We start from the raw sequence: 24,880 nt of genomic DNA on the forward strand, positions 1-24,880 counted from the left end.
TTATCGTTGACTTGAAGGAGGTTGTATCATGCTGACTCTTGAATCCATCTTTCAGGCACAGAACCGGCTCCGGCCCTATGTGCTGCACACGCCGCTGCTCCGTCTTCCGTCTCTGGATGCTCTGTTGGGCTGTCAGGTCTATGTGAAGGCAGAATGCATGCAGCTGACCCATTCTTTCAAGATCCGGGGGGCTCTGAACCGGATCCTGCAGCTGACTCCGGAAGAACGGGCAAAAGGTGTGGTCACGGCTTCCAGCGGCAATCATGGCAGGGGCGTGGCCTATGGGGCAAAAATGCTGGGAATCCAGGCTACGGTGGTCATCCCGGAACATGCGCCGGCCATCAAGATCCAGGCCGTCCGTGACCTGGGGGCCAATGTGATCCTGTGTGAAAAGTCCCAGCGTTTTGCCATTGCGGAAAGGATGCGGGACGAACAGGGACTTTGCTATGTGCCACCGTTCAATGATTATGATGTCATGGCCGGTCAAGGGACCATTGCACTGGAAATCTTCGAAGATCTGCCGGATCCGGATGGAGTGGTTGTTCCTCTGGGCGGGGGCGGTCTTACCAGCGGGATTGCCACGGCTGTCAAAGGCATCCGTCCGGAAACCCGGGTCGTTGCCTGCGAACCGGACCGGATCCCCCGTTTCACCGTAAGCCTGAAAGAAGGGCGGCCCATAGAAGTTCCTCAGGCGGATACCATTGCCGACGGAGTGGCTACCCTGTGCCCGGGAGACAAAACCTTCCCCCTTGTCCGGGATAAAGTGGACCAGGTCATCGACGTGCCGGAAGATGCTCTGCTCCCAGCCATGAAGCTGCTCCTTACAGAAGGCAAGGTCCTGGCCGAACCCTCCTCCACCATTGGTCTGGCGGCCATCCAGAGCGGGAAACTGGCCTTCAAACCGGAAGACAAAGTGGTGTTTATCCTTTCCGGAGGAAATGTGGATTTTTCCCTGGTACAGGGATTGTAAATTCGATGCTGTTGGAAATCAATTTTTGCAAATTGATCTTGAAATGGAAAAAAACGGAGGCAGATGGGGAACAGCTGGTTTCCTTTGGCAACAGCACTGAACTGGTGATAAGGACGGTCCCAAAGTCCGCCCTGTGAGGGGCGTAAGCAGGCGCCCGACGCTTCAGCGGCGTTGGCGGTCGCTTATGCCGTAGCTGGGGACCGTGCGGAGCACGGTGGTGGGGGCATCGGCGATAGCCGATATTTTGCAGGACCGGCCGAAAACAAGGGCGTGTCCGGCAGAAGTAGAAATATGATGACCGCAGTATCCATTGCTGTCTCTCAGGTAGATAGTTCCGATACCACCGTCAAGGTATTCGGTCCTTTCAGGACCTCATGCCCCCACCACCGGGCAAGCCCGGTCCCCCGCCCCTGCAGGGCGGACTTGGCCTCCGGCCTTGCTGGTACTTTGTACGGGTATACATCGATTCTCCGGGAGCCGGGAGGGAATCCGTTGAAGTCCGTCCCCTGAAAGGGGCGGGGGACCATTGCGCTTGTGCAATGGTGGTGGGGTTCTCCTATTCGTCACATCCGTCGCGGGAGACACAGCCCTGCGGGCGGCATCGCAATGGGCCATCCAACTGCGCCGACATCTCTCTGCACTCTTCACTTTCGGACATGAATGAATAACTATACTGTGATGAAGGCTTTACCGAGAACTTGTTGACACATACCTGCAGCCCCCTTTTCCCTTGACAGAATCCCTGCCAGTTCGATAGACTATAAAAAATACCATTTTAAAGGAAACGAGGTTTTTCCTATGTCCATTCACGAATTGGAAGAAGCCAACCGGTGTCTCCAGTGCAAAAAGCCCCGGTGCCGGGAAGGCTGTCCCATCCATACCAATATTCCGGAAATGATCCGGCTGTTCAAGGAAAACGACCTGATGACGGCCGCCCAGATGCTGTTTGACAACAACCCTCTTTCCGTAGTCTGCAGTCTGGTGTGCAACCATGCAGCCCAGTGCGAAGGTCACTGCATCCGGGGCATCAAGGGAGCTCCCGTGCACATTTCCGCCATTGAAAACTACATCTCCGATTCCTGCTTCGACCGGCTGAAGATCGACCAGGCTCCCTCCAACGGGAAAAAAGTGGCCATCATCGGCGCCGGCCCTGCCGGGATCACCATTGCCATCATCCTGGCCAAACGGGGCTACCAGATCACCGTTTTCGATTCCCGGGACAAGATCGGGGGCATCATGCGGTACGGGATCCCGGAATTCCGGCTGCCCCGGTACATCCTGGACCGGTTCGAAGACCGGATGAAGAAAATGGGCATCAAGTTCCGGTTCAACTTCACCATCGGCGGCAACATCACCCTGAAGGACCTGTTTGCCGACGGGTACAAATCCGTGTTCATCGGCACCGGTGCCTGGCGGCCCAAACGGATGCTGATCCCCGGGGAAACCTTTGGGAATGTCCACTATGCCATCAGCTACCTGAACAACCCGGATGCAGTGGATCTGGGCCAGAGCGTGGCCATTTTCGGGTCCGGGAACTCCGCCATGGACGTGGCCCGTACCGCCGTCCGTCACGGCTGCAAAAGCGTCACTGTCTATGTGCGCCGGGACCATGTGTCCGCCTCCCAGGATGAATACGAATATTCCCTGCTGGACGGAGTGAAGTACGAATTCAACAAAACCGCCGTGGCCATCAAGGACGAAGGCCCAATGGTGGCGGATACCAAAGTGGAAGACGGCCATGTGATTGTGCTGGAAGACACCGCCCGTCTGGTGCCGGTGGACAGCGTGGTGATCGCCGTATCCCAGGTGCCCAAGCGCCGGCTGGTGGAACACAACGAAGGCCTGGAGCTCAACGACCGGGGGAACCTGAAGACCAGCGAAGACGGGGAAACCACCCTGCCCGGGGTCTTTGCCTCCGGAGATGTGGTCACCGGAGCCAAGACCGTGGTCCATGCGGTGGAGTATTCCAAGAAGATTGCCGACGAAATGGATCTTTACATGAAAAATTTGGATAAAAAGGGTTGACAAAATCCGGTACTTCACGCTATAATGATTAAGCTGTAACGCAATGATTCACTAGCTCAGTTGGTAGAGCACCTGACTTTTAATCAGGGTGTCCCGGGTTCGAGTCCCGGGTGGATCACCATTTGAAAGCCAAAGGCCTGTCCCGTTGGGACAGGTCTTTTTTTGTGTGCGGCGGGCGGACCGGGCGGCACAGCTGCGCCGGTCCAGGGCAAAATGTGGGCAGAGCCGCCTGCAGCTTGCCGGCCTGTTTGAACGTGTACGCCGGATCCGTAGGGGCGGCAGGCCCGGCCGCCCGCAGTCACTACGGACTTCTGTGCATTGGACAATCCATAAGACACAAAAACGCCATAAATAAATTTGATAAAATTGTGAATTGGAACATATAAAAATCAATTATTATGAACAAATAATGTCTTTATGCAATCTATTGTATACAATAGATTGAACGATTTCATGTTGAATCCGAGAAAACTGTATGTTATACTGAATCCATAGAATTCACGGAAATATGAAAATAAACAATAATTTTATCAAATATAAATTCTGCTGATAGCGGATTGCCTTTTTATGATTTACCCCCTTTTCTTTCTGAATTCAGCCCTTCACCGGGTTTGAAGAGCCTTTATTCCATCAATCTAAGGAGGGATTATTGTGAAAAAGTGGTTTGCAGTATTGATGGCAGGGATGCTGGCCGTAACAGCCGCAGGCTGCGGCGGCTCCGGGGACAAGAAATCTGCTGACGGAAAACTGGACCGGAGCAAACAGTTCATCACCGTGCTTACCGGTCCTACCAGCGGTATCTATTTCCCTATCGGAGGCGCTTTCTCCAAAGTCGTCGGGGAAATGGGCTACAAGACTTCTGCTACGGCTACCGGGGCTACGGTGGAAAACATCAACGGGATCCTTACCGGCAAGGGTGAAATGGCCATTGCCATGTCCGACTCGGTGATCCAGTGCCAGGACGCTTTCGGGGCCTTTGAAGGCAAGAAAAAGGAGCCGGACCTGCGGGTGATGATGGGTCTGTGGCCCAACGTGGTCCAGATCGTTACTACGGAAGATTCCGGCATCAAGACCTTCCAGGACATCAAAGGCAAGAGAGTGGGGGTCGGGGCTCCCAACTCCGGGGTGGAACTGAATGCCCGGATGATCTTTGAAGCCAATGGCATGAGCTACAAGGACGCCAAGGTGGACTACCTGTCTTACGGGGAAGCCATCGACCAGATCAAGAACGGCCAGTGCGACGTGGCCTTCGTGACTTCCGGCCTGGGAAATGCCACCATCAAGGAACTGGGCACCATGAAGAAAATCCGGTTCATTCCCATCGACGGGGAAGCCATCAAGAACCTGACCGCCAAGTATCCCTTCTACATGCCCTTCAAGATTCCCAAGGAATCCTATGACACGGACGCGGATACGCCTACCGCTGCCGTTATGAACGTGATGCTGGTGGACAAGAAGCTGCCTGATGATGTGGTGTATGACCTGCTTACCGGGATCTATTCCCAGAAGGGGCTGGAAACCATCGGAGCTTCCCATGCTACGGCCAAACGGGAAATCACCCTGGATACCGGTCTGAGAGGCATCAAAGGGACCTCTCTGAAGCTGCATCCCGGGGCGGAAAAATTCTGGAAAGAAAAAGGGAAGCTCTAAGGCTGTCCCGTGAAGGGTAAAACAAGGATCCTGGCCTGTCTGGCCCTGCCCTTTGCCATCGGACTGCTGTTCTGGTGGCACTGGGCCGGCCGGACAGTCCTGCGGATCAGGGATTATCAGACAGGGAAAATTTATGTGGAATATCCCGCCGGGCCGGGGGACAGGCTGTTTTTCGGATGGATCCATTCTCTGGAGCACATCCACTGGCATGAATATTTCCATGTGGCGCCGGACAACAGCCTGGTGCTGGATACCATTTCCTTCCCGGCTTTCGGGGCGGGGATTCCGGAAAACAGGGGGAAGAAGACCTGGATCGATGAAAAAGGGAACATTTACATGGACCAGATCGACCAGGTGTTTCCCCGGATCGACTGGCTGAACTCCCATTACGCCACCCGGGAGATCCGGATCAACGACCAGCTGCTCACCAGCGGCCGGCTGTTGCCGGAACATACCCGGCTGACCCTGATCATAGAGAAAAGGGGGTATTTTGATGGACGACTTGAAGAAACGCTCTGCAGCTCCGGGCTCCGACGCTTTCTCCCAGGCTCCCGTCAATAAGGACGGGATCATCACGGGAGACATGACGGAAGAAATGGCGGCCAAGACCAATGCCATCATCGAAAAGGTGGACAAGGAAAGCGCCACCCGGAAATTCACCGGCAAAATCAAAAGTTTCTTTTACATTTTTGCCATCCTGGTTTCTCTCTACCATCTGTATACGGCTATTTTTGGACCTCCGGTGACCCTGGTCCACCGGTCTCTCCATGTGGCCATGATGTGTTCCATGTGCTTTTTGATGTATCCCATGAGGAAAAAATCCAGCCGGACTACCCCCAGCTGGTTCGACTGGTTCCTGGCGGCCATTTCCTTCGTGATTCCTTTCTACATCTGGCATGATTACCTGGGTGTGGTGGAACGGGCCGGACGGGCCAGCGATATGGATATGGTCATGGCTACCCTGCTGGTGGTGCTGGTGCTGGAAGCCACCCGGCGCTGCAGCGGCAAAGCCCTGCCCATCTTGAGCATCTGCTTCATCCTTTACGGGATGTATGGCCGGGAGTTTCCCGGGATGTTCATGCACCGGGGCTACGACTGGCTCAGTCTGTCCAACCATTTCTTCGCCAATACGGAAGGGATCTACGGCACTTCCGTCAACGTATCTTCCAGCTATATTTTCCTGTTTATATTGTTTGGCTGCGTCATGACCAAATCCGGCATGGGAAAGTTCTTCAATGACATTTCTCTGTCCATTGCCGGTCACACCAAAGGCGGTCCCGCCAAGGTGTCCGTGGTGGCAGCAGGGCTCCTGGGCTCCATCAACGGCTCTGCGGTGGCCAATGTGGTGACCACCGGGTCCTTTACCATTCCTTTGATGAAGAAGACCGGTTATTCGGCGGAATTTGCCGGCGCGGTGTCGGCGGCAGCTTCCGTAGGAGGCCAGCTGCTTCCGCCCATTATGGGGGCGGCAGCCTTCATCATGGCAGAAATCCTGGGGGTCAAGTATTCGGAAATCATCGTCTGGGCGGCCATTCCGGCGCTTCTGTACTACATGGGGATCCTGATCCAGGTCCAGCTCCGGGCGTCCAAAGACGGTCTGGTAGGGGTACCCAAAGAACAGCTGCCCCGTACCCGGGATGTGCTGAAGGCCCAGGGCCATCTGATCATTCCCATTGTGTTCCTGCTGTACATGCTGTTCATGTCCGGTTCCACGGTGGTTTATGCGGCGGTGCTCACCATCGGGGTGACCATCCTGGTGGCCGCTTTGAAAAAAGCCACCCGGATGAAACCCAAAGCCATTGTGGATGCCCTGGCGGAAGGAGCCAAGCAGACGGTCAGTGTGGCCATTGCCTGTGCCTGCGTGGGCATTGTGGTGGGGGTTTCCTCCAAAACCGGGTTCGGGCTCACCATGGCCAACACCATCATCAGTCTGGGGAATACCAGCATCATGTTCACCCTGGTGTTCACCATGATCACCTGCATGATCCTGGGGATGGGACTGCCTTCCATTCCTTCCTACATCATCACTTCCTCCATTGCGGCGCCGGCCCTGTTCAAATTGGGCATCCCCAATGCGGCGGCCCATATGTTCAGCTTCTACTTTGCCATGTTCGCCAACCTGACGCCTCCTGTGGCCCTGGCGGCCTTTGCCGCGGCAGGGGTGTCCGGCGGGGATCCCATGAAGACCGGCTGGACCTCGGTGAAGCTGGCAGTGGCCGGGTTCATCATTCCCTATATTTTCGTCTTGTCGCCTCAGCTGATGCTGATCAATACAACCTTAGGGGAAGGGTTGTTTACGGCGGCAACGGCGGCGCTGGGGGTGTTCCTCCTGGCGGTGGCCTGCGAAGGATATGTGTACGCACCGGTGAATGTGGTCATGCGGTTGGTGTCCCTGGTCGGGGCCCTGCTGCTGATGATCCCGGGAATCCAGACCGATATTATCGGAGCCGTGATCCTCATCGGCGTGATTTTCTTCCAGAAAAAGAAAGCGGCTTCTTTGCAGGCGGCATAAAGAATGGCCTCCACCGGCCGTTGACTTCTGATCGATGATAGAGGGGACTGTTGCATGCGCAACAGCCCCTCTTCTTCATTTGACAAACCTCCAGGGCTATGGAATAATGCAGATATCATAGGAAAAGCGAGGGGATATCATGGCGAAAAAAGAGGAATGGCGTCTGGAACGGGATTCTATGGGTGAAATCAAAGTCCCGGCGGACAAATACTGGGGTGCCCAGTCGGAACGGAGCTTTGAAAACTTCAAGATCGGTACGGAAAAAATGCCCCTGGAAGTGATCCGGGCCTTTGCCTATCTGAAGAAAAGCGCGGCCCAGGCCAATGGGGCTCTGGACAAACTGGACAAGAAACGCTGCCAGACCATCGGGAAGGTCTGCGATGAGATCCTCAAGGGCAAACTGGACGAAAACTTCCCGCTGGCGGTATGGCAGACCGGCAGCGGCACCCAGAGCAACATGAACGTCAACGAAGTGATCGCCCACCGGGGCAATGAACTGGCCGGGGAAGCCCTGCTCCATCCCAACGACCATGTGAACATGTCCCAGAGCTCCAACGACACCTTCCCCACCGCCATGCACATTGCTGCCGTCTGGGAACTGGAAAAACACCTGCTGCCGGCCCTGGATGAGCTGGTGGCTGCTTTCAAAAAGCTGGAAAAAGAAAACAAAGGCATTGTGACCACCGGCCGGACCCATCTCCAGGATGCAGTGCCTGTGGCTTTCTCCCAAGAAATCTCCGGCTGGCGGACCATGCTGGAACGGAACCGGCAGGAAATCAAAGCCGCGGAAAAAGGGCTGCTGGAACTGGCCCTGGGGGGCACGGCCGTAGGTACCGGCCTCAATGCCCCCAAAGGCTTTGACAAAAAGGTGGCGGGCTTCATTGCCAAGAACACCGGGTTCCCCTTTGTGACAGCCCCCAACAAATTCCATGCTCTCACCAGCCTGGATGATATGGTCTTTGCCCATGGGGCCCTGAAGGCCCTGGCCGCCAACCTGATGAAAATGGCCAACGATGTGCGCTGGCTGGCTTCCGGCCCCCGGGACGGACTGGGAGAGATCACCATCCCCGCCAACGAACCGGGTTCTTCCATTATGCCCGGGAAGGTGAACCCCACCCAGTGTGAAGCGGTGACCATGGTGGCGGTGCAGGTGATGGGCAACGATGCGGCCATCGGCTTTGCCGCTTCCCAGGGGAACTTCCAGCTGAACGTGTTCCTGCCGGTGACCATCTACAACTTCCTTCAGTCCGTACGGCTCCTGGGAGATGTAATGGAATCCTTCCGGAAGAACTGTGTGGTGGGCATTAAGGCCAACAAGGAAAAAATGGCCCACAACCTGCACAATTCCCTGATGCTGGTAACGGCCCTGAGCCCCTATATCGGCTACGACAAATGTGCCCAGGTGGCCAAACTGGCCTTCAAGGACGACATTTCCCTAAAAGAAGCCGTCCTGAAGCTGGGCTTCATGGAAGAAAAAGAATTCGACAAAGTGTTCCATCCGGAGAAGATGGTATAAAAAAGGAGCTGTTGCACATGCAACAGCTCCTTTTTTTTTATTCCCCCAACATCTCCAGAATCTTCGCTCCGGCGGTGCAGGCGGGGCAGAAGCAGTACTTGCCTCCTTCTGCCTTTACTTTCTGGCCCTGGGCCAGCAGCTGGGCAGCGGTTTCGGCTCCGAAGGCCTTTTTGGCCTCGTCAGAAGCGAAGAAGGGCAGCACCTGGTCAATGGTGTTTACATCTTCCTTCAGGGCAGCCCGGAGCAGGGCCGTCAGGTTGGCCTGGGCGGCGGTGCCCTCAGCGGCCAGCCATTGTTCCGCCAGATCTTTCAGACCGCTGTACACGCTGGGGGCTGCGGCCAGATTCTTTACTTCAGCAACCAGTTCTTCATGATTTGCCATGGGAATCATCCTTCCTGTAATAAGATTAATTACATCATACCCTCTTTTCTCCAAAACTGCAAGCGTCTCTTTTCCATCGATATTGTGATAAAAATGAAAAGTTCGTGAAATATACACTTGTAAAAAAGAAGGCTTTGGGAACACAAGGCGTTTTCCGGGACGGGAGAAAGTTTCCTCTGGTATAGTGAAGACGTGGAAAACTACCACAGATCCTGGAACGAAGAGAAGCGCAGGATTGCCGGCACCTGTAGAGGAAACAAGGCCACTCGCACAGAACCCGGGAAGCAGGCGAACCCCTTCCGGACAGGAAATTACCAGAAGGAGGATTTTTATCATGAAAAAAAACTTAGTGTGTGCTCTGGCTATGGCTATGGGCATCAGCGCCACGGCATTTGCCGCCAACCCGTTCTCTGATCTGCCTGCAGGCCACTGGGCTTATGGAGCTGTAGCAAAACTGGCTGCTGCCGGTGTGGTGGACGGATATCCTGATGGCACCTTCAAAGGTGACAAAACCATGACCCGGTATGAAATGGCACAGATTGTAGCCAAAGCTCTGGCCAAAGGAGCCATCGGTGCCGATGACAAGCTGGTCAGCGAATTCGCTGATGAACTGGACAACCTGGGTGTCCGGGTGGCCAAACTGGAAAAGAACGCCGACAATGTGAAGATCACCGGGAACGTCCGGCTGAGCTATGATCACAGCTCCGGCGGTGCCGTAAACAAATGGCAGGCTGCCAAAGCCGGCCGTGACAACGACGACGCCCGGCTCCGTACCCGTCTGTTCCTCACCGGCGAAGTCAACGACAACTGGCATTACGTATCCATGCTGGAAAACAACCAGCACTTCATCGGCCAGAACGAATCCGGTGACGATGACACGGAATTCCAGAGAGCTTACCTGACCGGGAACATCGGGGTGGTAAACCTGACCGGCGGCCGGTTCCAGGACTTCATCGCTGACGGGAACATCTACGATAGCCGTGTGGATGCCATCAAAGCCGATGTGAAGATTGGCCAGGCCTACATCACCGGGGTCTGGGGCAAAATGGCCAACAAGAGCGAATACAGCTGGAGCGATTCCAACAACGATTCCGTGGCCGACAAATACTGGAGGGCGGAAGTAGGCGGCCGTTGGGGCAACCTGAACATGGCAGCCAACTACGTCCGGGCAGACGATGTAACCGCCATGGGCATGGGCAAAGATGATGACTCCATCTGGACGGTCGGTGCCGACTACACCGCAGGCAAGTTCAACTTCGGGGCCATGTACCTGAACGGGGACAATGATCACCTGGATGACATGGGTAAAGATGACGACGGGGTCGTTGCCTGGCTGCAATACGGCGGCGCCACCGCTTCCAAACCCGGCAGCTGGGGCCTGTTCACCAAATACTATGATCAGGCGGCCACCACTACCATTGCTCATACCATGAACGGCCGGTATGATGTGTTCCCGGAAGAAGGGTTCAAGGGCTGGCACTTCGGCGGCAACGTAACCTTGGCCAAGAACATGGTGGCCCAGGTGGAATACTTCGACCTGAAAGGCAAGGACAGCGACGAACATGCACGGACCCTGTGGTCTCAGATGGTCGTAACCTTCTAATCAGCAACCAACACGAGAGGACTGCATACTGGCGGCAGTCCTCTTGTTTTTTTAGCCGGAAGGGATTTGGTATAATGGAAACAGAAGCTGCGGCAAAGGAGGATGTTCTGATGGGAAGACGGAAAAAGGAAGAAAAACTGCTGGAAGAAAAGGATGAGGCCCTGCACCGGAAGATCCGCCACCGGGCCAAGGAGATGTTCCTGGAACTGGGATATGTGCGGACCACCCTGCCCAAACTGGCGGAATCCCTGGGGATTCCCCAGCGGCAGATCAGTCTCTGGTACCGGACCAAGGAAGAACTGTTGGATGACCTGGCTGCCCAGCTGATGGAACGGACCCGGGATTATATCTGCCACACCTTCCTGCCAGATGAGGCTTTCCCCGAATCCTGGACCCGGGAGGAAATGGCCCTGTACCGGTATGTGATGCTGCTGGGGATGGAAATGGAGGTACTGGACACCAACACCATGCTGTGGAGTTTCTGGAAGACTGCCTACTGTATCCCCCATCTGCTCGAACGAGTGGTGGCCCGCCATTACCGGTATGTGACCAGACTGTTTTCCGTCCGGATGTCCAGTCAGTTCAGCTACGAAAAGATGCTGCTGGTGTGTTCCGGACTGGGAGGCTATGTGATGGCCCACGGGTTCCGGAAGCCCTACCACTGGGACCGGATCCGCCGGACCTTCCTGACCCATTCCCTACGGATCTTCGGGATTTCTTCCGGGACCATCCAGAAAATGCTGGACCGGCTGGAGGAGCAGCGGCCCCTGCTGGAGGAAATCAGCGGGAAAATCCTGGGGAGCTTATAGGCATTCCGGCGGAAATCTTTTATAATAGGGAGAAGAAATACGGATGCCCGAGGGCCCTTTCCGGAAAAAGGGCCGGGCCGTGAAAGGAACGGATGGATATGAAACTTTTCCCAAAACTGACTTCTGCTGTGCTGGCCGGCCTGCTGGCCGCCGGCTTCTCCCTGCCGGTGCTGGCGGCCAACCGGAACTTCAGTGATGACATGAAATTCCAGGAACCGGCGAAAATCACCCAGGACCAGGGGGCTGCTTCCATAGAGCGGAAGCTGGATCACAAAAAGACCATTTATTACACTCACCCGGACTTCTACCATATGCATTCCAAAGGGTCCCTGGTGCTGCTGCCGGCTTTCAAGACCATCCAGCAGTCCAGTGAATGGTCCTGCGGACCGGCGGCAGCCCTGATGGTGCTCCGGTGGTATGACCGGCAGAAGGACTGGACGGAACAGAAGCTGGCGGATCTGCGCCATCCCCTGAAGGACGTGAATGTCCCTGGCTTCCCGGACGGATATCCGGGCACCACCCTGGAACAGATGAAGGACATGTTCCAGAAGGTGGGAGGGTTCGACTTGGTGACCACGGAAGACTATGCAAAGGCCGGGAAGACCTTCGGACCGGAAGACATCAAGGCCACCCTGAAGGCCGGAAAGCCTATCCTGGCAGGATGGATCGACTGGGGCGGCCACTGGCAGGTAATCATCGGCTATGATGACATGGGCACCGCCGACACCCAGGACGATGTGCTGATCGTGGCGGATCCCTACGACACCACGGACCATAACCAGGACGGCTACGGCATCTACCCGGCCGCCCGGTTCTTCTCCACCTTCGACATGTACGGCCAGTTCCCGGAAAAAGAGGGAGGGAACCACAATCTGTTCCTGATCGCCTCTCCGGCCCGGGTGAAGCTGTGATTTTTTAGAGGGGCTGCTGCACATGCAACAGCCCCATTCCTCTCCTCTAAAAAGTCAAAAAAACTTTGACTTTTTAGCACTCAACGCTTGACAGTGCTAACAACCTGTGCTATTATAATACCAGAACGAAGGAAAGACCACAGAGAAGGGTTCCCAAGAGAACCTGGAACGTAGGACGGGCCCCTGAGGGGCCGCAGGAATCCAGCCTTTCGGTAGTTCCAAAAGCTGACCTTCAAGGCCAAGATTGAATGGAGGAATGGCTTATGTTACTGCCTAGCGTTTTCAATGACAATGTGTTCGATGATCTCATGAATGACTTTGATGATGTGTTTACGGCCAGAAATCCTCTGTACGGGAAACACTCCAGAAATATGATGAAGACCGATGTGCGGGATGTGGGCGACCACTATGAACTGGACATTGACCTGCCGGGGTTCAAGAAGGATGAAATCCATGCACAGCTGGAAAACGGATATCTGACCATCAGTGCCAGCAAGGGTGTGGACAAGGATGAAAAAGACAAGAAAGGCCAGTATATCCGCCGTGAACGGACCTTTGGCCAGTGCGCCCGGAGCTTCTATGTAGGCGAAGGGGTCACCGAGGCTGATGTGAAGGCCAAGTACGAAAACGGTATCCTGGAACTGAGCATCCCCAAAAAGGAACCCCAGAAGGTGGACAACAAGAAATATATCGCCATCGAAGGATAACGAGGGCGGGAGACTCCGTGGAAAGTCGGAGCTCCATAGAGAAAAAGGACTGCTGCTTGAGCGGCAGTCCTTTTTTTGTGCAACAAATGTATGACTGTATAGTCGGAAACAGACTGTTTAGTCATGGCTCAAGTGCAAGAAGTTACAGGATTTTCGAGGGATACTTGTGGCAGAAAAATGAAAACAATGAATTTTTTCGCTATTGATTGATGAAGTTTTTGCCCCGTGATACACTAAAATCATACCGCAAAATATTGCAGGAAGAATGGAGTCACAGGATTTATGGGCAGAAATCGAAAACAACCGTTGGCAGACGTTACTCCACAGGACCTGACCGGCCGGGAACGGGTCCTGAAAAGTGCAGCCAGACTGCTGCTGGATGTAGGCTACCAGCGGATGACTCTCAGCCGGATCAGTGAGGAATCTGGAGTGGGAGGGCTGGAGATCCGCCGCTGGTACAAAACCAAGGACGAAATCCTGGCGGCTCTTTCGGAGCAGCTGAAACGGCTGATCCTGACCCAGGCCCTGGAGATTTTCGGGGTGCCGGAGAAAAGATCGAACTACTCCTGGTGGAACTGGAAACCCAAAAAGAGAAAATGCTGGAAATCGGGCAGCAGCTGTTTGAAGAGCTGTGAGACCGTTGAAGGGGTTGTTGCTTAGGCAACAGCCCCTTTTTCCTTGACATCCTCCCCCCGTCCCCATAAACTATATTCTATACTGTATTGTAGCAAAGGAGCATCGCAGCATGGAAAAACCGATTCCGGAACTGATTACGGTGGAAGCAGCCCGTGATACCCATCGCTGGGTGGCCATGACGGCCCTGCTGCTGGCCATTGGGGTCATCCTCCATACCATCAGCCCCAACGTGGGCGGGGTCACCCCCAACTGGACCATCGCCATGTATTCCATTACCATCTGTCTGACGAAGCCAGGGCCCACCCGGGCTTTGGGCATCGGCTTTGTGGCCGGGCTCACCCTGATCCCTTCGTCCAAATCCGCCTTCCCGCTGGGGAACATTGCCAGTGAACTGTGCGGGGCCCTTACCGCCTGTATCCTGGTGAAGGCCTTCGCCCTGGCCCACTTGGAACAGCTGAAGGTGAAGCCTTTTATTGTAGGGTTCCTGGCCACTTCCGTCAGCGGCAGTGTGTTCACCTACATCTTGAAACTGGTGCTGGGGCTGCCCCTTGCCGTGTGGACTCATGCCATGCTGCCGGTGGTGCTCACCGTAGGGGTCCTGAACGGTGTGGTCACCCAGGTGCTCTACGGCCCGGTACGGAAGATTTTCTTTGCTACGGAGGGGAAACACCATGTGTGAAACAGCCATCCGGATTTCTGATTTTTATTTTGCCTATCTGAACAGTGACCTGGTGCTGAAAGACATCAACCTGGACATCCAGAAAGGCAGCTTCACCGCCATTGCCGGGCCCAGCGGCGCCGGCAAGACCACCCTGTGCAAGGCCATGACCGGCATCGTCCCCCATTATTACGGGGGCCGGTACCACGGCAGGGTGGAAGTGCTGGGAGAAGACCTGAAGGGCCGGAAGATCTCCGAAATCGCCATGCGGGTGGGGATCATGATGGACGACTACGAAAGCCAGATGGTGTCCCTGACTGCCGGGGAAGAAATCGCCTTCGGCCTGCTGAACCACGGGTTCTCCCCGGAAGAGGTGGATGCCCGGGTGAGCCAGGCCCTGGAGGATGTAGGGCTTCCCGGCCGGGAAAACTACCAGCTGGACGAACTGTCCGGAGGCCAGCGGCAGCGGCTGCTCCTGGCATCCGTGCTGGCCTGCCGTCCGGAAGTGCTGATCCTGGATGAACCGGTGTCCGCCCTGGATCCTGACGGGGCCCGGTCCCTGTATGCCCTGCTGTACAAGATTTACCGGCAGCATCAGATGACCGTAGTGGTGGTGGAACATGACCTGAACTACCTGCTGCCCTATATGACGGACCTGGTGCTCATCAGCCAGGGAGAGGCCCGGGTCCAGGGACCCTTTGCCGAAGCCGCCCGGAACGCCTTCGCCCAGGAGGACCTGCGGGAGAACCTGCCGGAACTGTGGCAGGTGAAACTGGGCCTGGAAGAAAAGTACCAGGTGAAGCTGGGAGACTGGAGAACGGAAGAAGAAGCAGAAAAGGAACTGCTCCAGAAATTTCAGGGAGGCGCCAAGGAATGATTGAAGCAAAAGCAGTGAACTTTGCCTACCGGAGAGGCATCCCTGTGCTCCAGGACATCAGCTGCCAAGTGGAAGACGGGGAAGCGGTGGCTCTCCTGGGCCACAACGGCAGCGGCAAGACCACCCTCAGCCGGCTGTTCATGGCCCTGAACCATCCCCGGAGCGGCCAGGTGCTGGTGGACGGAGTGGATATTGCCGGCTACGAACCGGCGGACCTGGCGGACAAGGTGGGGTATGTGTTCCAGAATCCAGACCTCCAGCTGCTGGGGGATACGGTATATGATGAAGTGGCCTACGGCCTCCAGAACCGGAAAATGCCCAAAGAGGCCCTGGACCGGCAGGTCCGGGATGCGGTGGAAGCCATGGGGCTGACCCCCTGCCTGGACCAGTATCCCCGGGGGCTTTCCTTCGGCCAGAAACGGCGGCTGGGGGTGGCAGTGGCGCTGGCTCTCCAGCCCCGGACTTTGATCTTGGACGAAATCACCAACGGTCAGGACGAACAGGAAAAACAGCATATGATGGACTACCTGGCCAAACTCCAGAAAGAAAAACACATGACCCTGATCCTGATCACCCATGATATGGAAATCGCCCGGAAATTCACCACCCATGCCCTGGTGCTCCACGACGGCCAGCTGGTGTATGACGGGAAGACCGGCAATCTGTTCGACGGAAAGCGGCCCATTGAGGAATGGGGTCTGAAGCAGCCGGTGCTGTCCCGGCTGGGAGCCCTGTTCGGGGTCCAGGCGGACAGTCCGGAAGATCTGTGCAGCAAGATCCAGCCGAAAGAAGGTGCCAAAGCATGAAGATCACAGCCTTTACCAAACTGATCCTGGTGCTGGCGGTCACCGCCTGGGTGTTCCTGCTGCCGGTGCCGGCGGTGGCCACCCTGCTGGTGCTGGAACTGGTGATCCTGCTGTATATCAAACGGGACCGGATGACCATGGCGGCCATCGGCACCCTTACCGTGTTCACCGGCATGATGGTGCTGCTCCAGCTGCTGTTCGGTTCTCCCTTGTATGTGGCCCTCACCGGGGGCCTGCGGATGTTCGTCATGACCACCGCCTTTCTGTGCCTTCTGGCCTCCACCCGGATCCAGGACATTGCCCAGGCTCTGGTGGAAAAATTCCATATGCCCTATGAATACGCCTTTATGCTCACTACGGCTCTCCGGTTCGTGCCGGACTTCCTGTCCGATTCCGCCATTACCCTGGACGCCCAGTCCTGCCGGGGCTATTCCAACCGGGGGAACGCCTTCAAACGGCTTTACGCCTATCTGGCGGTGGTAAAACCCCTGGTCATGCGGGCGGTAGCCAAATCCGACACCCTGGCCCTGTCCATGGAACTGAAAGGGTTCGGTCCCAACACCTATAAAAACCGCCGTCCCATGAAGCTGCATCTGGGGGATTATGCTACCTTGCTGGTAGTGGTCATTCTCAGTACATATCCGATCTGGATAAAACATATTTAAGGACCGGCGGAGCCGGTTTCCTTCGGTGACTGGTCTCCAGCTGAATGAGAAATTTGCAGGCAAATTTTTTTGAAGGGAAACGCAGCTGGCGCTGCTAACCCACCACCAGCCTGACGGCTGGTCTCCCGCCCTTGAAAAGGGCGGATAATAAGTACGTGGGCTCATGCCCTTGTACTGAAAAAACAATGGCCGCCAGCCTAAGCGTATATCCGCCCTTTTCAAGCCCATACACTGGCTGCCACCATGATACCTACGGTCAGCGCCAGCCAGAGCGTATATCCGCCCTTTTCAAGGGCGGGGGACCGTTGCGCTTGCGCAATGGTGGTGGGTTAGCAGCCTTTGGCTGCGTTTTCTTTCCCGGAAACCCGTTGCCGCGGGTTTCTTCCTTCGGCCATTGACTATTGACCATTGACGGGAGCTGCTGCTTGTGCAGCAGCTCCCTTTCTGTGAAAGGACAAACCAATGAAACCAACTGACATCGCCCCTCTCATTGCCCGGGAACTGTCCGTCCAGCCCTGGCAGGTGGAAAAAACCGTGGAACTGCTGGACGGAGGGAACACCGTTCCCTTTATTGCCCGGTACCGGAAGGAGGCCACCGGATCCCTTCTGGACGAACAGATCCGGACCATCGAAGAACGGCTGGGGACCCTCCGGAACCTGGTGAAGCGCCAGGAGGAGATCCTGGCCAAAATCGACGAACAGGGGAAACTGACCCCGGAACTGCGTACCGCCATTGAAAAGGCCCAGAAACTCACAGAACTGGAAGATTATTACCTGCCTTACAAGCAAAAACGGCGGACCCGTGCTCAACAGGCTCGGGAAAAAGGCTTGGAACCCTTGGCCACAGCCTTCCTTCTCCAGCGGGACCAGAAAGGGGATGCCCTTTCCGCCGCCCGGGCCTATGTGGACCCGGATAAAGGGGTGGAAACCCCGGAAGACGCCCTGGCCGGAGCCCGGGACATTGTGGCGGAACTGGCGGCGGAAGACCCCACCCTCCGGCAGATCCTCCGGGACCAGCTGTGGAACCACGGGATGATCCGGACGGAACTGGTGGAAGATGCTGAGGGAGCCCAGACCTTTCTCATGTACAAGGACTATCAGGAACCGGTCCGGACCCTGCCCTCCCACCGGGTGCTGGCCATCAACCGGGGAGAAAAGAAAGGCTGCCTGAAGGTCCATCTGGTGTGGGAGGAACAGAACGCCCTGCGGAAAATGGAATGGCGGGTCCTCCGCCGTCCCTGCATCTACCGGGACCAGCTGAAGGAAGCCCTGGCAGACAGCTGGAAGCGGCTGCTGTTCCCGGCTTTGGAACGGGAAATCCGGAACCGGCTTACGGAACAGGCGGAAGCCCAGGCCATCAGGATCTTTGGGGCCAACCTGGGCCAGCTGCTGCTCCAGGCACCTCTGGGAGGCCATACGGTCATGGGCCTGGATCCGGGCTATCGGACCGGCTGCAAAGTGGCGGTGGTGGATCCCACCGGCCAGGTGGTGGACCATGGGGTGATCCAGGTGACCCAGAACGAAGCCCGGAAGAAGGAAGCGGAAGCCCTGCTCCTTTCCATGATCCGGAAGCACCATGTGACCCTCCTGTCCATTGGCAACGGCACCGCCTCCTATGAAACAGAACAGTTTGCCGCCAGCCTGATCCAGGCCCACCATCTGGACGTCCATTATCTCATTACCAATGAAGCGGGAGCTTCTGTCTATTCCGCTTCCAAACTGGCCCAGGAAGAGCTGCCGGAATACGATGTGACCATCCGGGGCGCCGTATCCCTGGCCCGGCGGGTCCAGGACCCTCTGGCGGAACTGGTGAAGATCGATCCCCAGGCCATAGGGGTGGGCCAGTACCAGCATGATGTGGACCAGAAGGCGCTCACCGGTACCCTGGACGGGGTGGTGGAACGGGTGGTGAACCATGTGGGAGTGGACCTGAACACTGCGTCCCCCGCCCTGCTCCGCCATGTGGCCGGGATCACCGCCGCCACCGCCGGGAACATAGTGGCCTGGCGGAACGCCAACGGCCGGTTCACCGGACGGCGGCAGCTGCTGAAGGTGCCCCGGCTGGGGCCTGCAGCCTTTACCCAGTGTGCCGGGTTCCTTCGGATCCACAACGGGAAATCTCCTCTGGACGATACCCCGGTCCATCCGGAATCCTATGATCTGGCCAAGAAAATCCTGGAAAAACTGGGCTTCGGCCTGGAAGACCTGAAGGACAGGGAAAAACTGGCCCGGCTGGCCACCCGGCGGAAACAGGTGGATGAAGCCCGGCTGGCCCGGGAACTGGAAGCCGGGGAACCCACGGTCCATGACATCCTGGATGCCCTGGTGGCTCCCGGCCGGGATCCCCGGGCGGACCTGCCCGCACCTCTTACCCGGCAGAACATCGTGAAGCTTTCCGACATCAAAGTGGGCACCATCCTCCGGGGCACCATCCGGAACGTCACCGACTTTGGCGCCTTCGTGGACATCGGCATAAAAACCGCCGGCCTGATCCACATTTCCCACCTGAGCCAGAAAAAGATCAAACACCCTCTGGATGTGGTCAGTGTAGGAGAAACGGTCCAGGTGAAGGTGATCAGCGTAGAGGAGGAGAGGGGGAGGATAGGGCTGGCCTTGGTAACGGCTGACGCATAACCCAGGCGCACGATATGGGCCCATCTGCTTTGTCAGGAGGGATTTGGAAGCCGGGCATATACCACTTGGTAACGGCTGACGCATAACCCAGGGGCGGAATATGCACCCATCTACTTTGTCAGCAGCGGATTTTGACTGGAGCATGTACGTCCTTGTACTATGCCTCAGCCAAAATCCGCTGCTTTCGCGTATCTGGGCACATCTTCCGCGCCTGGCGGGAAACCGAAGGTTATGCCACGAACCAAATCCCACGCTTTCGCGTATCTGACCCACTCTGACGCCCAGGGAAGAGGTCGGGGATGAGTACTATGCCTCAGCCAAAATCCGCTGCTTTCGCGCATCTGGGCACATCTTCCGCGCCTGGCCTCCCTCTTTTTTTATCCGCCCTTTTCAAGGGCGGGGGACCATCCGCAAGGATGGTGGTGGGTTAGCAGCCATAGGCTGCGTTTCTCTTTTTAGAAAACCGCGGTGCGGTTTTCCTCCTTTGGCTGGAGACCAGTGACTAGAGGCCAGAGACTGATGCGGCTGCCCAGGCAGCCGCATCCTATGCTATAATATCTCCAAAACACCCAAGGAGGAATTGCCCATGTCTCAACTGACCCAACAACTGCTTGACCGTTTTCTCCGGTATGTGAACATCCCTTCCCAGAGCCGGGCCGGAATTTCCTCCGTCCCCAGCACCCAGGACCAGTGGCATATGGCCCGGCAGCTGGAAGCGGAACTGGAAATCATGGATCTGGAGGACCTGCATCTCAGCGACCGGTGCGTCCTTACCGGATACCTGCCGGCCAACCTGCCGGAAGGCTTCACCGGTTCTGTGCCTAAAATCGGCTTCTGCTGCCATCTGGATACGGTGGATGTGAACCTGAGCCCGGAGGTCCATCCCCAGGTGGTCCGGAACTACCCTGGGGGAGACCTGGTCCTCAACGCTGAAAAAGGCATCCTCATGAAGGCCGCCGAACACCCGGAGCTGGCGGATTATGTGGGACAGGACATTGTGTTCACCGACGGCACCAGCGTCCTGGGGGCGGACAACAAGGCCGCGGTGGCCAATGTAATGACCATGCTCCAGTATTTTACGGACCATCCGGAAATCCACCACGGGGCCATTTACGTGGCCTTCGTCCCGGACGAGGAAGTGGGGCTGAAAGGGTCCAAAGCCCTGGACATCAGCCGGTTCCCGGTGGATTTTGCCTACACCATCGACTGCTGCGCCCTGGGAGAAGTGGTGTACGAAACCTTCAATGCCGGTTCCGCCCAGGTGGACATCCAGGGGGTCAGCGCCCATCCCATGAACGCCAAGGGGAACCTGGTGAATCCCACCCTGCTGGCGGTGGATTTCGCCAACTTCTTCGACCGGAAGGAAACTCCGGAATGCACCGAAGGGAAGGAAGGCTACATCTGGATCAAGAGCATCCAGTCCAACGCCACCCACGCCACGGTCCAGCTGGCCATCCGGGACCATGACAAAGCCCGTTACGAGGCCCGGAAACAGACCATCCTGGCCAATGTGGAACGGCTGAAGCAACAGGAACCCCGGGCCCAGGTCCGCTGCACCCTGGAAGACATCTACGGGAACATTGCTGACGCCATGACTCCGGACAACCGGCAGGCAGTGGACTTCCTCTACGAAGCCCTGGACGAACTGGCCATTACTCCCAAAACCATTGCCATGCGGGGGGGCACCGACGGCTCCTATTTGTCCACCCGGGGGATCTTCACCCCCAATTATTTCACCGGGGCCCTGAATTTCCACTCCCGGTACGAATTCCTGCCCCTGCCTTCTCTGGAAAAATCCTGCCAGGTGACCCTGAAACTGGTGGAAAAAGTCTTCCGGAAGGCTGCTGGAAAATAAAACGGAAAAAATCCGAAAAGTTCCTTGAAAAATGGACCCGTTTCCTGTAAAGTGTAAGGAGCTTCTATTGCCATTCTGTATTTGAGGGAAAGAAAGAGGAATCCTTATGCTTCAGCGCAAGATCGAAAAATTCCTGCAGACCTGGAAACAGGTTCCGCAGCACAATCCCCTGGTGGTCAAGGGATGCCGCCACTGTGGGAAAACCACTTCCATCCTGGATTTCGCCAAAAAGGAATACGACCATGTGGTGTATCTGAACTTCCAGGAAAAGCCCGACTATGCGGCTATTTTCCGGGACTCCATGGATGTGAACTACCTGGTGATGCTGATCACCGCCCTGGCCGGTCCCGAAGCGGTGTTTGAACCCTATAAAACCGTCCTGGTGCTGGACGAGATCCAGGAATGTCCCGAAGCCCGTACCGCCCTGAAGGCCTTTAAAATAGACGGCCGGTATGACGTGATCGCTGCCGGATCCCTGCTGGGGGTGAAAGGCTACGGCAAAGAGCCCGCTCCCATTGCGGTGGGCTGCGAAACCGTGGTGAACATGGTGCCCCTGGATTTTGAGGAATTCCTCTGGGCCAACGGGATCACCACTCCGGTGCTGGACATGCTCCACCAGAGCCTGGACAAGGAAACCCCCGTGCCGGAAGCCCTCCACCTGCGGCTCAACGAACTGCTCCGCCAGTATGCCCTGGTAGGCGGCTACCCTGCCGTAGTGGAAACCTATGTCCAGACCCATGACATGAATGCGGTGCTGGAACAGCAGCAGGCCATCCTCCGGGATTATGAGGAGAACCTGTTCGTGGACGTGAACAAACGGGCCCGGGCCAAGCTGAAGACCGTACTGGACGCGGTGCCCCTCCAGCTGAACAAGGAAAACAAAAAATACCAGTATGCCCAGCTGAAAAAAGGCTCCAAGGCCTCCCAGTTCGAAGGGGCTCTCTCCTGGCTGGAAGAGGCGGGCATCGTCAGCCGGTGCTACAACCTGACGGAACCGGGGCTGCCCCTGGAACGCCATGCCATCGATTCCATTTTCAAGGTCTATATGAAGGACGTGGGCCTCTATGCCGCCATGCTCACCGGGGATGACCGGCTGAAGCTCCTCCAGGGAGATCTTTCCGGCTGCCAGGGCGCTGTCTACGAAAGCCTGGCTGCCGATCTCCTCAGCAAGGGCGGCCGGAAACTCTACTACTACCACAAGAACTCCGGCCTGGAAGTGGATTTCGTCATCCGCTGCCAGGGCAAGAGCACCCTGGTGAAGGCCACTCCCTCCACCGGCAACACCAAAAGCCTCAAGACCCTCCTCCAGCAGCCGGAAAAATACCAGGTGGAACAGGCCATCCAGTTGACCACCGACAACGTGTCCCGGAAAGGGCAGGTGGTGGAGATGCCGATGTATATGGGATTTTTGCTGGGCTGAGCTAACGCATAACCCAGGCGCACGATATGGGCCCATCTGCTTTGTCAGCGGGGATTTTCGAAAGCGGCATGTACCCTTTAGTACTATGCCGCCCTCGAAAATCTCCGCTTTCGCGCATCTGGACCCATCTCGTGCGCCTGGAAGAAGTCGGGGCATATGCCACGAATCAAATCCCGCGCTTTCGCGCATCTGACCCACTCTGACGCCCAGGGCGGGAATCGGAGGCGAGTACTGTGCCGCCCTCGAAAATCCCCGCTTTCGCGCATCTGGATCCAACTCGTACGCCTGGCCCCCTCTCCCTTTTTATATCCGCCCTTTTCAAGGGCGGGGGACCATCCGTAAGGATGGTGGTGGGTTAGCAGCCTTTGGCTGCGTTTCACTTTCCAGAAAACCGCGGTGCGGTTTTCTTCCTTAACGACGAACGACAAACGATGAACCCACAGCAGGCCGCCCGACGTGCGGCCCCTACGGACTGGTGTACACTGTCTTCTTTACAAGGAGGTATTCCCATGGATTACAATCTTTCTTCCTATCCTTATCCTTCCCGCCGCCGGGTGATCCTGGCCCGGCGGGGGATGGTTTGTACCGGCCAGCCTCTGGCGGCCCAGGCGGGGCTCCGGATGCTGCTCCAGGGGGGCAACGCGGTGGACGCTGCCCTGGCCACTGCCATCTGCCTTACGGTGGTGGAACCTGACTGCAACGGCCTGGGCAGCGATGCCTTTGCCCTGGTGTGGATCAAAGACCGTCTTTACGGTCTCAACGGCAGCGGCCCGGCCCCGGCGCGCCTGACCCGGGAAAAGGTCCTGGCCGCCGGGTATACGGAAATGCCCCAGCGGGGCTGGATCCCGGTTACCGTACCCGGGGCTGTGTCTGCCTGGGCAGAACTCCACCGGCGGTTCGGCCGGCTGCCTTTTGCCAAACTCTTTGAACCAGCTATTGAATACGCCCGGGACGGGTTCCCGGTTTCCCCCATTGCGGGAAAACTGTGGAAAGCCGCCGAAACCACCTTCGCTCCCTTTAGGGACGACCCGGCTTTTGCCGGCTTTTTCTCCACCTTCCTGCCCACAGGATCCGCTCCGGAAGTAGGGGAAACCGTTGCCTTCCCGGACCATGCCCGGACTCTGGAACGGCTGGCCCAAACCGGCGGCGAAGCCTTCTACCGGGGTGAACTGGCAGACAAAATCGACCAGTTCAGCCGGGCCACCGGAGGCTATCTCCGGAAAGAAGACCTGGCCGGCTACCGGGCCCAGTGGGTGGATCCCATCCGCACCGACTACCGGGGCTATGATGTGTGGGAGATTCCTCCCAACGGCCACGGGATCACCGCCCTGATGGCCCTGAACATCATGAAGGGCTTCCATCTGGATAGCCGGGAAACCCTGGACAGCTACCACAAACAGATCGAAGCCATGAAACTGGCCTTTTCCGATGCCCGGCACTATGTGGCGGACCCCCGGTTCATGCACGCCCGGGTGGAAGACCTGCTGAGCCAGGACTATGCGGACCAGCGCCGGAGCCTGATCGGGGACCGGGCCCTGGAACCCCGGTGGGGGAAACCCTTCAGCGGAGGCACCGTGTACCTGTGCACTGCTGATGGAGAAGGGAACATGGTATCCTTCATCCAGAGCAACTTCCGGGGCTTCGGCTCCGGCATGGTGATCCCCGGCACCGGCATCGCCCTCAACGACCGGGGAAACAATTTCAGTCTGGATCCGGCCATGGACAACTGCCTGGCCCCTGGGAAGAAACCCTACCACACCATCATCCCCGGCTTTCTTACCAAAGACGGAAAGGCCGTGGGGCCCTTCGGGGTCATGGGAGGCTTCATGCAGCCCCAGGGCCATCTCCAGGTCATCCTGAACACCCTGGATTTCCATATGAATCCCCAGGCCGCCCTGGATGCACCCCGGTGGCAGTGGATCGAAGGGAAAAAAGTGGAAGTGGAAGCTCAGGTGGATCCGGCCATTATAGAAGGCCTCCGGGCCCGGGGCCACGAAATCGTCGTGAAACAGGACCGCTCCACCTTCGGCCGGGGCCAGATCATCTGGCGCCGGGAAGACGGCACCCTGGTGGGGGCCACGGAGGGGAGGACGGATGGGACGGTGGCGGCGTTTTAGGGCTACCGCATAACCCAGGCGCGGAATATGCACCCATCTACTTTGTCAGCGGGAGTTTTGGAGCTGGGCATGTACCACTTAGTACTATGCCCTGTCTCTTATACACATCTCCCAGCCCACGAGACAT

The 24,880-nt window shown here is 57.0% G+C and carries 20 protein-coding genes and 1 tRNA gene; 20 read left to right on the top strand and 1 reads right to left on the bottom strand.

Annotation, left to right across the window (positions count from 1 at the left end; translation table 11 throughout):
- Positions 1–28 precede the first annotated feature (28 nt).
- The 7 genes from ACTQY1_RS08060 to fumC all read left to right on the top strand — a co-directional run bounded on the left by ACTQY1_RS08060 (position 29) and on the right by fumC (position 8,673).
- On the top strand, positions 29–970 hold the full coding sequence (locus tag ACTQY1_RS08060) for a threonine ammonia-lyase (RefSeq protein ID WP_022486604.1): 942 nt from the start codon (positions 29–31) through the stop codon (positions 968–970).
- A 798-nt stretch (positions 971–1,768) separates the two neighbouring features.
- Positions 1,769–2,995, top strand: coding sequence for an NAD(P)-dependent oxidoreductase (locus ACTQY1_RS08065; protein ID WP_022487534.1), 1,227 nt, complete (start codon positions 1,769–1,771; stop codon positions 2,993–2,995).
- 45 nt (positions 2,996–3,040) lie between these two features.
- A tRNA-Lys gene (locus ACTQY1_RS08070) sits at positions 3,041–3,116 on the top strand.
- Between the two features lie 530 nt (positions 3,117–3,646).
- Positions 3,647–4,645, top strand: coding sequence for a TAXI family TRAP transporter solute-binding subunit (locus tag ACTQY1_RS08075; protein WP_022487535.1), 999 nt, complete (start codon positions 3,647–3,649; stop codon positions 4,643–4,645).
- A 9-nt stretch (positions 4,646–4,654) separates the two neighbouring features.
- Positions 4,655–5,206, top strand: a complete 552-nt coding sequence (locus ACTQY1_RS08080; RefSeq protein ID WP_022487536.1) for a DUF1850 domain-containing protein — start codon at positions 4,655–4,657, stop codon at positions 5,204–5,206.
- 22 nt (positions 5,207–5,228) lie between these two features.
- A complete protein-coding gene (locus ACTQY1_RS08085) occupies positions 5,229–7,157 on the top strand; it encodes a TRAP transporter permease (protein WP_154488010.1) in 1,929 nt (642 codons plus the stop codon).
- 139 nt (positions 7,158–7,296) lie between these two features.
- Positions 7,297–8,673: a class II fumarate hydratase gene (gene fumC / locus ACTQY1_RS08090; protein ID WP_022487538.1), complete on the top strand. Its 1,377-nt coding sequence runs from the start codon at positions 7,297–7,299 to the stop codon at positions 8,671–8,673.
- A gap of 37 nt (positions 8,674–8,710) precedes the next feature.
- On the opposite strand, the gene ACTQY1_RS08095 is transcribed toward fumC, so the two are convergent.
- Positions 8,711–9,055 (bottom strand): hypothetical protein, encoded by a 345-nt coding sequence (locus ACTQY1_RS08095; RefSeq protein WP_022487539.1) that lies wholly within the window; start codon positions 9,053–9,055, stop codon positions 8,711–8,713.
- A 334-nt stretch (positions 9,056–9,389) separates the two neighbouring features.
- On the opposite strand from ACTQY1_RS08095, the gene ACTQY1_RS08100 reads away from it, so the two are divergent.
- The 13 genes from ACTQY1_RS08100 to ACTQY1_RS08160 all read left to right on the top strand — a co-directional run bounded on the left by ACTQY1_RS08100 (position 9,390) and on the right by ACTQY1_RS08160 (position 24,753).
- The gene (locus ACTQY1_RS08100) at positions 9,390–10,658 is read left to right on the top strand and encodes an S-layer homology domain-containing protein (RefSeq protein WP_022487540.1); all 1,269 of its coding nucleotides are present in this window, start codon (positions 9,390–9,392) and stop codon (positions 10,656–10,658) included.
- 110 nt (positions 10,659–10,768) lie between these two features.
- Positions 10,769–11,467 carry a TetR/AcrR family transcriptional regulator gene (locus ACTQY1_RS08105; RefSeq protein ID WP_022487541.1) on the top strand — a complete coding sequence of 233 codons (699 nt, stop codon included), beginning with the start codon at positions 10,769–10,771 and terminating at the stop codon, positions 11,465–11,467.
- Between the two features lie 98 nt (positions 11,468–11,565).
- The gene (locus tag ACTQY1_RS08110) at positions 11,566–12,378 is read left to right on the top strand and encodes a C39 family peptidase (protein WP_022487542.1); all 813 of its coding nucleotides are present in this window, start codon (positions 11,566–11,568) and stop codon (positions 12,376–12,378) included.
- Between the two features lie 263 nt (positions 12,379–12,641).
- Complete coding sequence (locus ACTQY1_RS08115; protein ID WP_022487543.1) at positions 12,642–13,085, top strand: Hsp20/alpha crystallin family protein; 444 nt, start codon at positions 12,642–12,644, stop codon at positions 13,083–13,085.
- Between the two features lie 282 nt (positions 13,086–13,367).
- On the top strand, positions 13,368–13,745 hold the full coding sequence (locus tag ACTQY1_RS08120) for a TetR/AcrR family transcriptional regulator (RefSeq protein WP_022487544.1): 378 nt from the start codon (positions 13,368–13,370) through the stop codon (positions 13,743–13,745).
- Positions 13,746–13,830: 85 nt separating this feature from the next.
- On the top strand, positions 13,831–14,400 hold the full coding sequence (locus ACTQY1_RS08125; RefSeq protein ID WP_022487545.1) for a tryptophan transporter: 570 nt from the start codon (positions 13,831–13,833) through the stop codon (positions 14,398–14,400).
- Entirely contained in the window at positions 14,393–15,256 is an 864-nt protein-coding gene (locus ACTQY1_RS08130; RefSeq protein WP_022487546.1) for an energy-coupling factor ABC transporter ATP-binding protein, read from the top strand. Before ACTQY1_RS08125 ends, ACTQY1_RS08130 begins: the two co-directional genes overlap by 8 nt.
- Entirely contained in the window at positions 15,253–16,062 is an 810-nt protein-coding gene (locus ACTQY1_RS08135) for an energy-coupling factor ABC transporter ATP-binding protein (protein ID WP_154487986.1), read from the top strand. The genes ACTQY1_RS08130 and ACTQY1_RS08135 overlap by 4 nt, the downstream gene beginning before the upstream one ends.
- Complete coding sequence (locus ACTQY1_RS08140; RefSeq protein WP_154487985.1) at positions 16,059–16,727, top strand: energy-coupling factor transporter transmembrane component T; 669 nt, start codon at positions 16,059–16,061, stop codon at positions 16,725–16,727. Before ACTQY1_RS08135 ends, ACTQY1_RS08140 begins: the two co-directional genes overlap by 4 nt.
- Positions 16,728–17,189: 462 nt before the next feature.
- Positions 17,190–19,361, top strand: coding sequence for a Tex family protein (locus tag ACTQY1_RS08145; RefSeq protein ID WP_441368996.1), 2,172 nt, complete (start codon positions 17,190–17,192; stop codon positions 19,359–19,361).
- Positions 19,362–19,947: 586 nt separating this feature from the next.
- Positions 19,948–21,216, top strand: a complete 1,269-nt coding sequence (pepT, locus tag ACTQY1_RS08150; RefSeq protein WP_441368997.1) for a peptidase T — start codon at positions 19,948–19,950, stop codon at positions 21,214–21,216.
- A 106-nt stretch (positions 21,217–21,322) separates the two neighbouring features.
- Complete coding sequence (locus ACTQY1_RS08155) at positions 21,323–22,636, top strand: ATP-binding protein (protein WP_441368998.1); 1,314 nt, start codon at positions 21,323–21,325, stop codon at positions 22,634–22,636.
- Positions 22,637–23,145: 509 nt separating this feature from the next.
- Positions 23,146–24,753, top strand: a complete 1,608-nt coding sequence (locus tag ACTQY1_RS08160; RefSeq protein WP_441368999.1) for a gamma-glutamyltransferase family protein — start codon at positions 23,146–23,148, stop codon at positions 24,751–24,753.
- Positions 24,754–24,880 lie beyond the last annotated feature (127 nt).

It is taken from the genome of Acidaminococcus sp. HCP3S3_G9_1, from assembly GCF_052122455.1.
Classification (GTDB): Bacteria; Bacillota; Negativicutes; order Acidaminococcales; family Acidaminococcaceae; genus Acidaminococcus.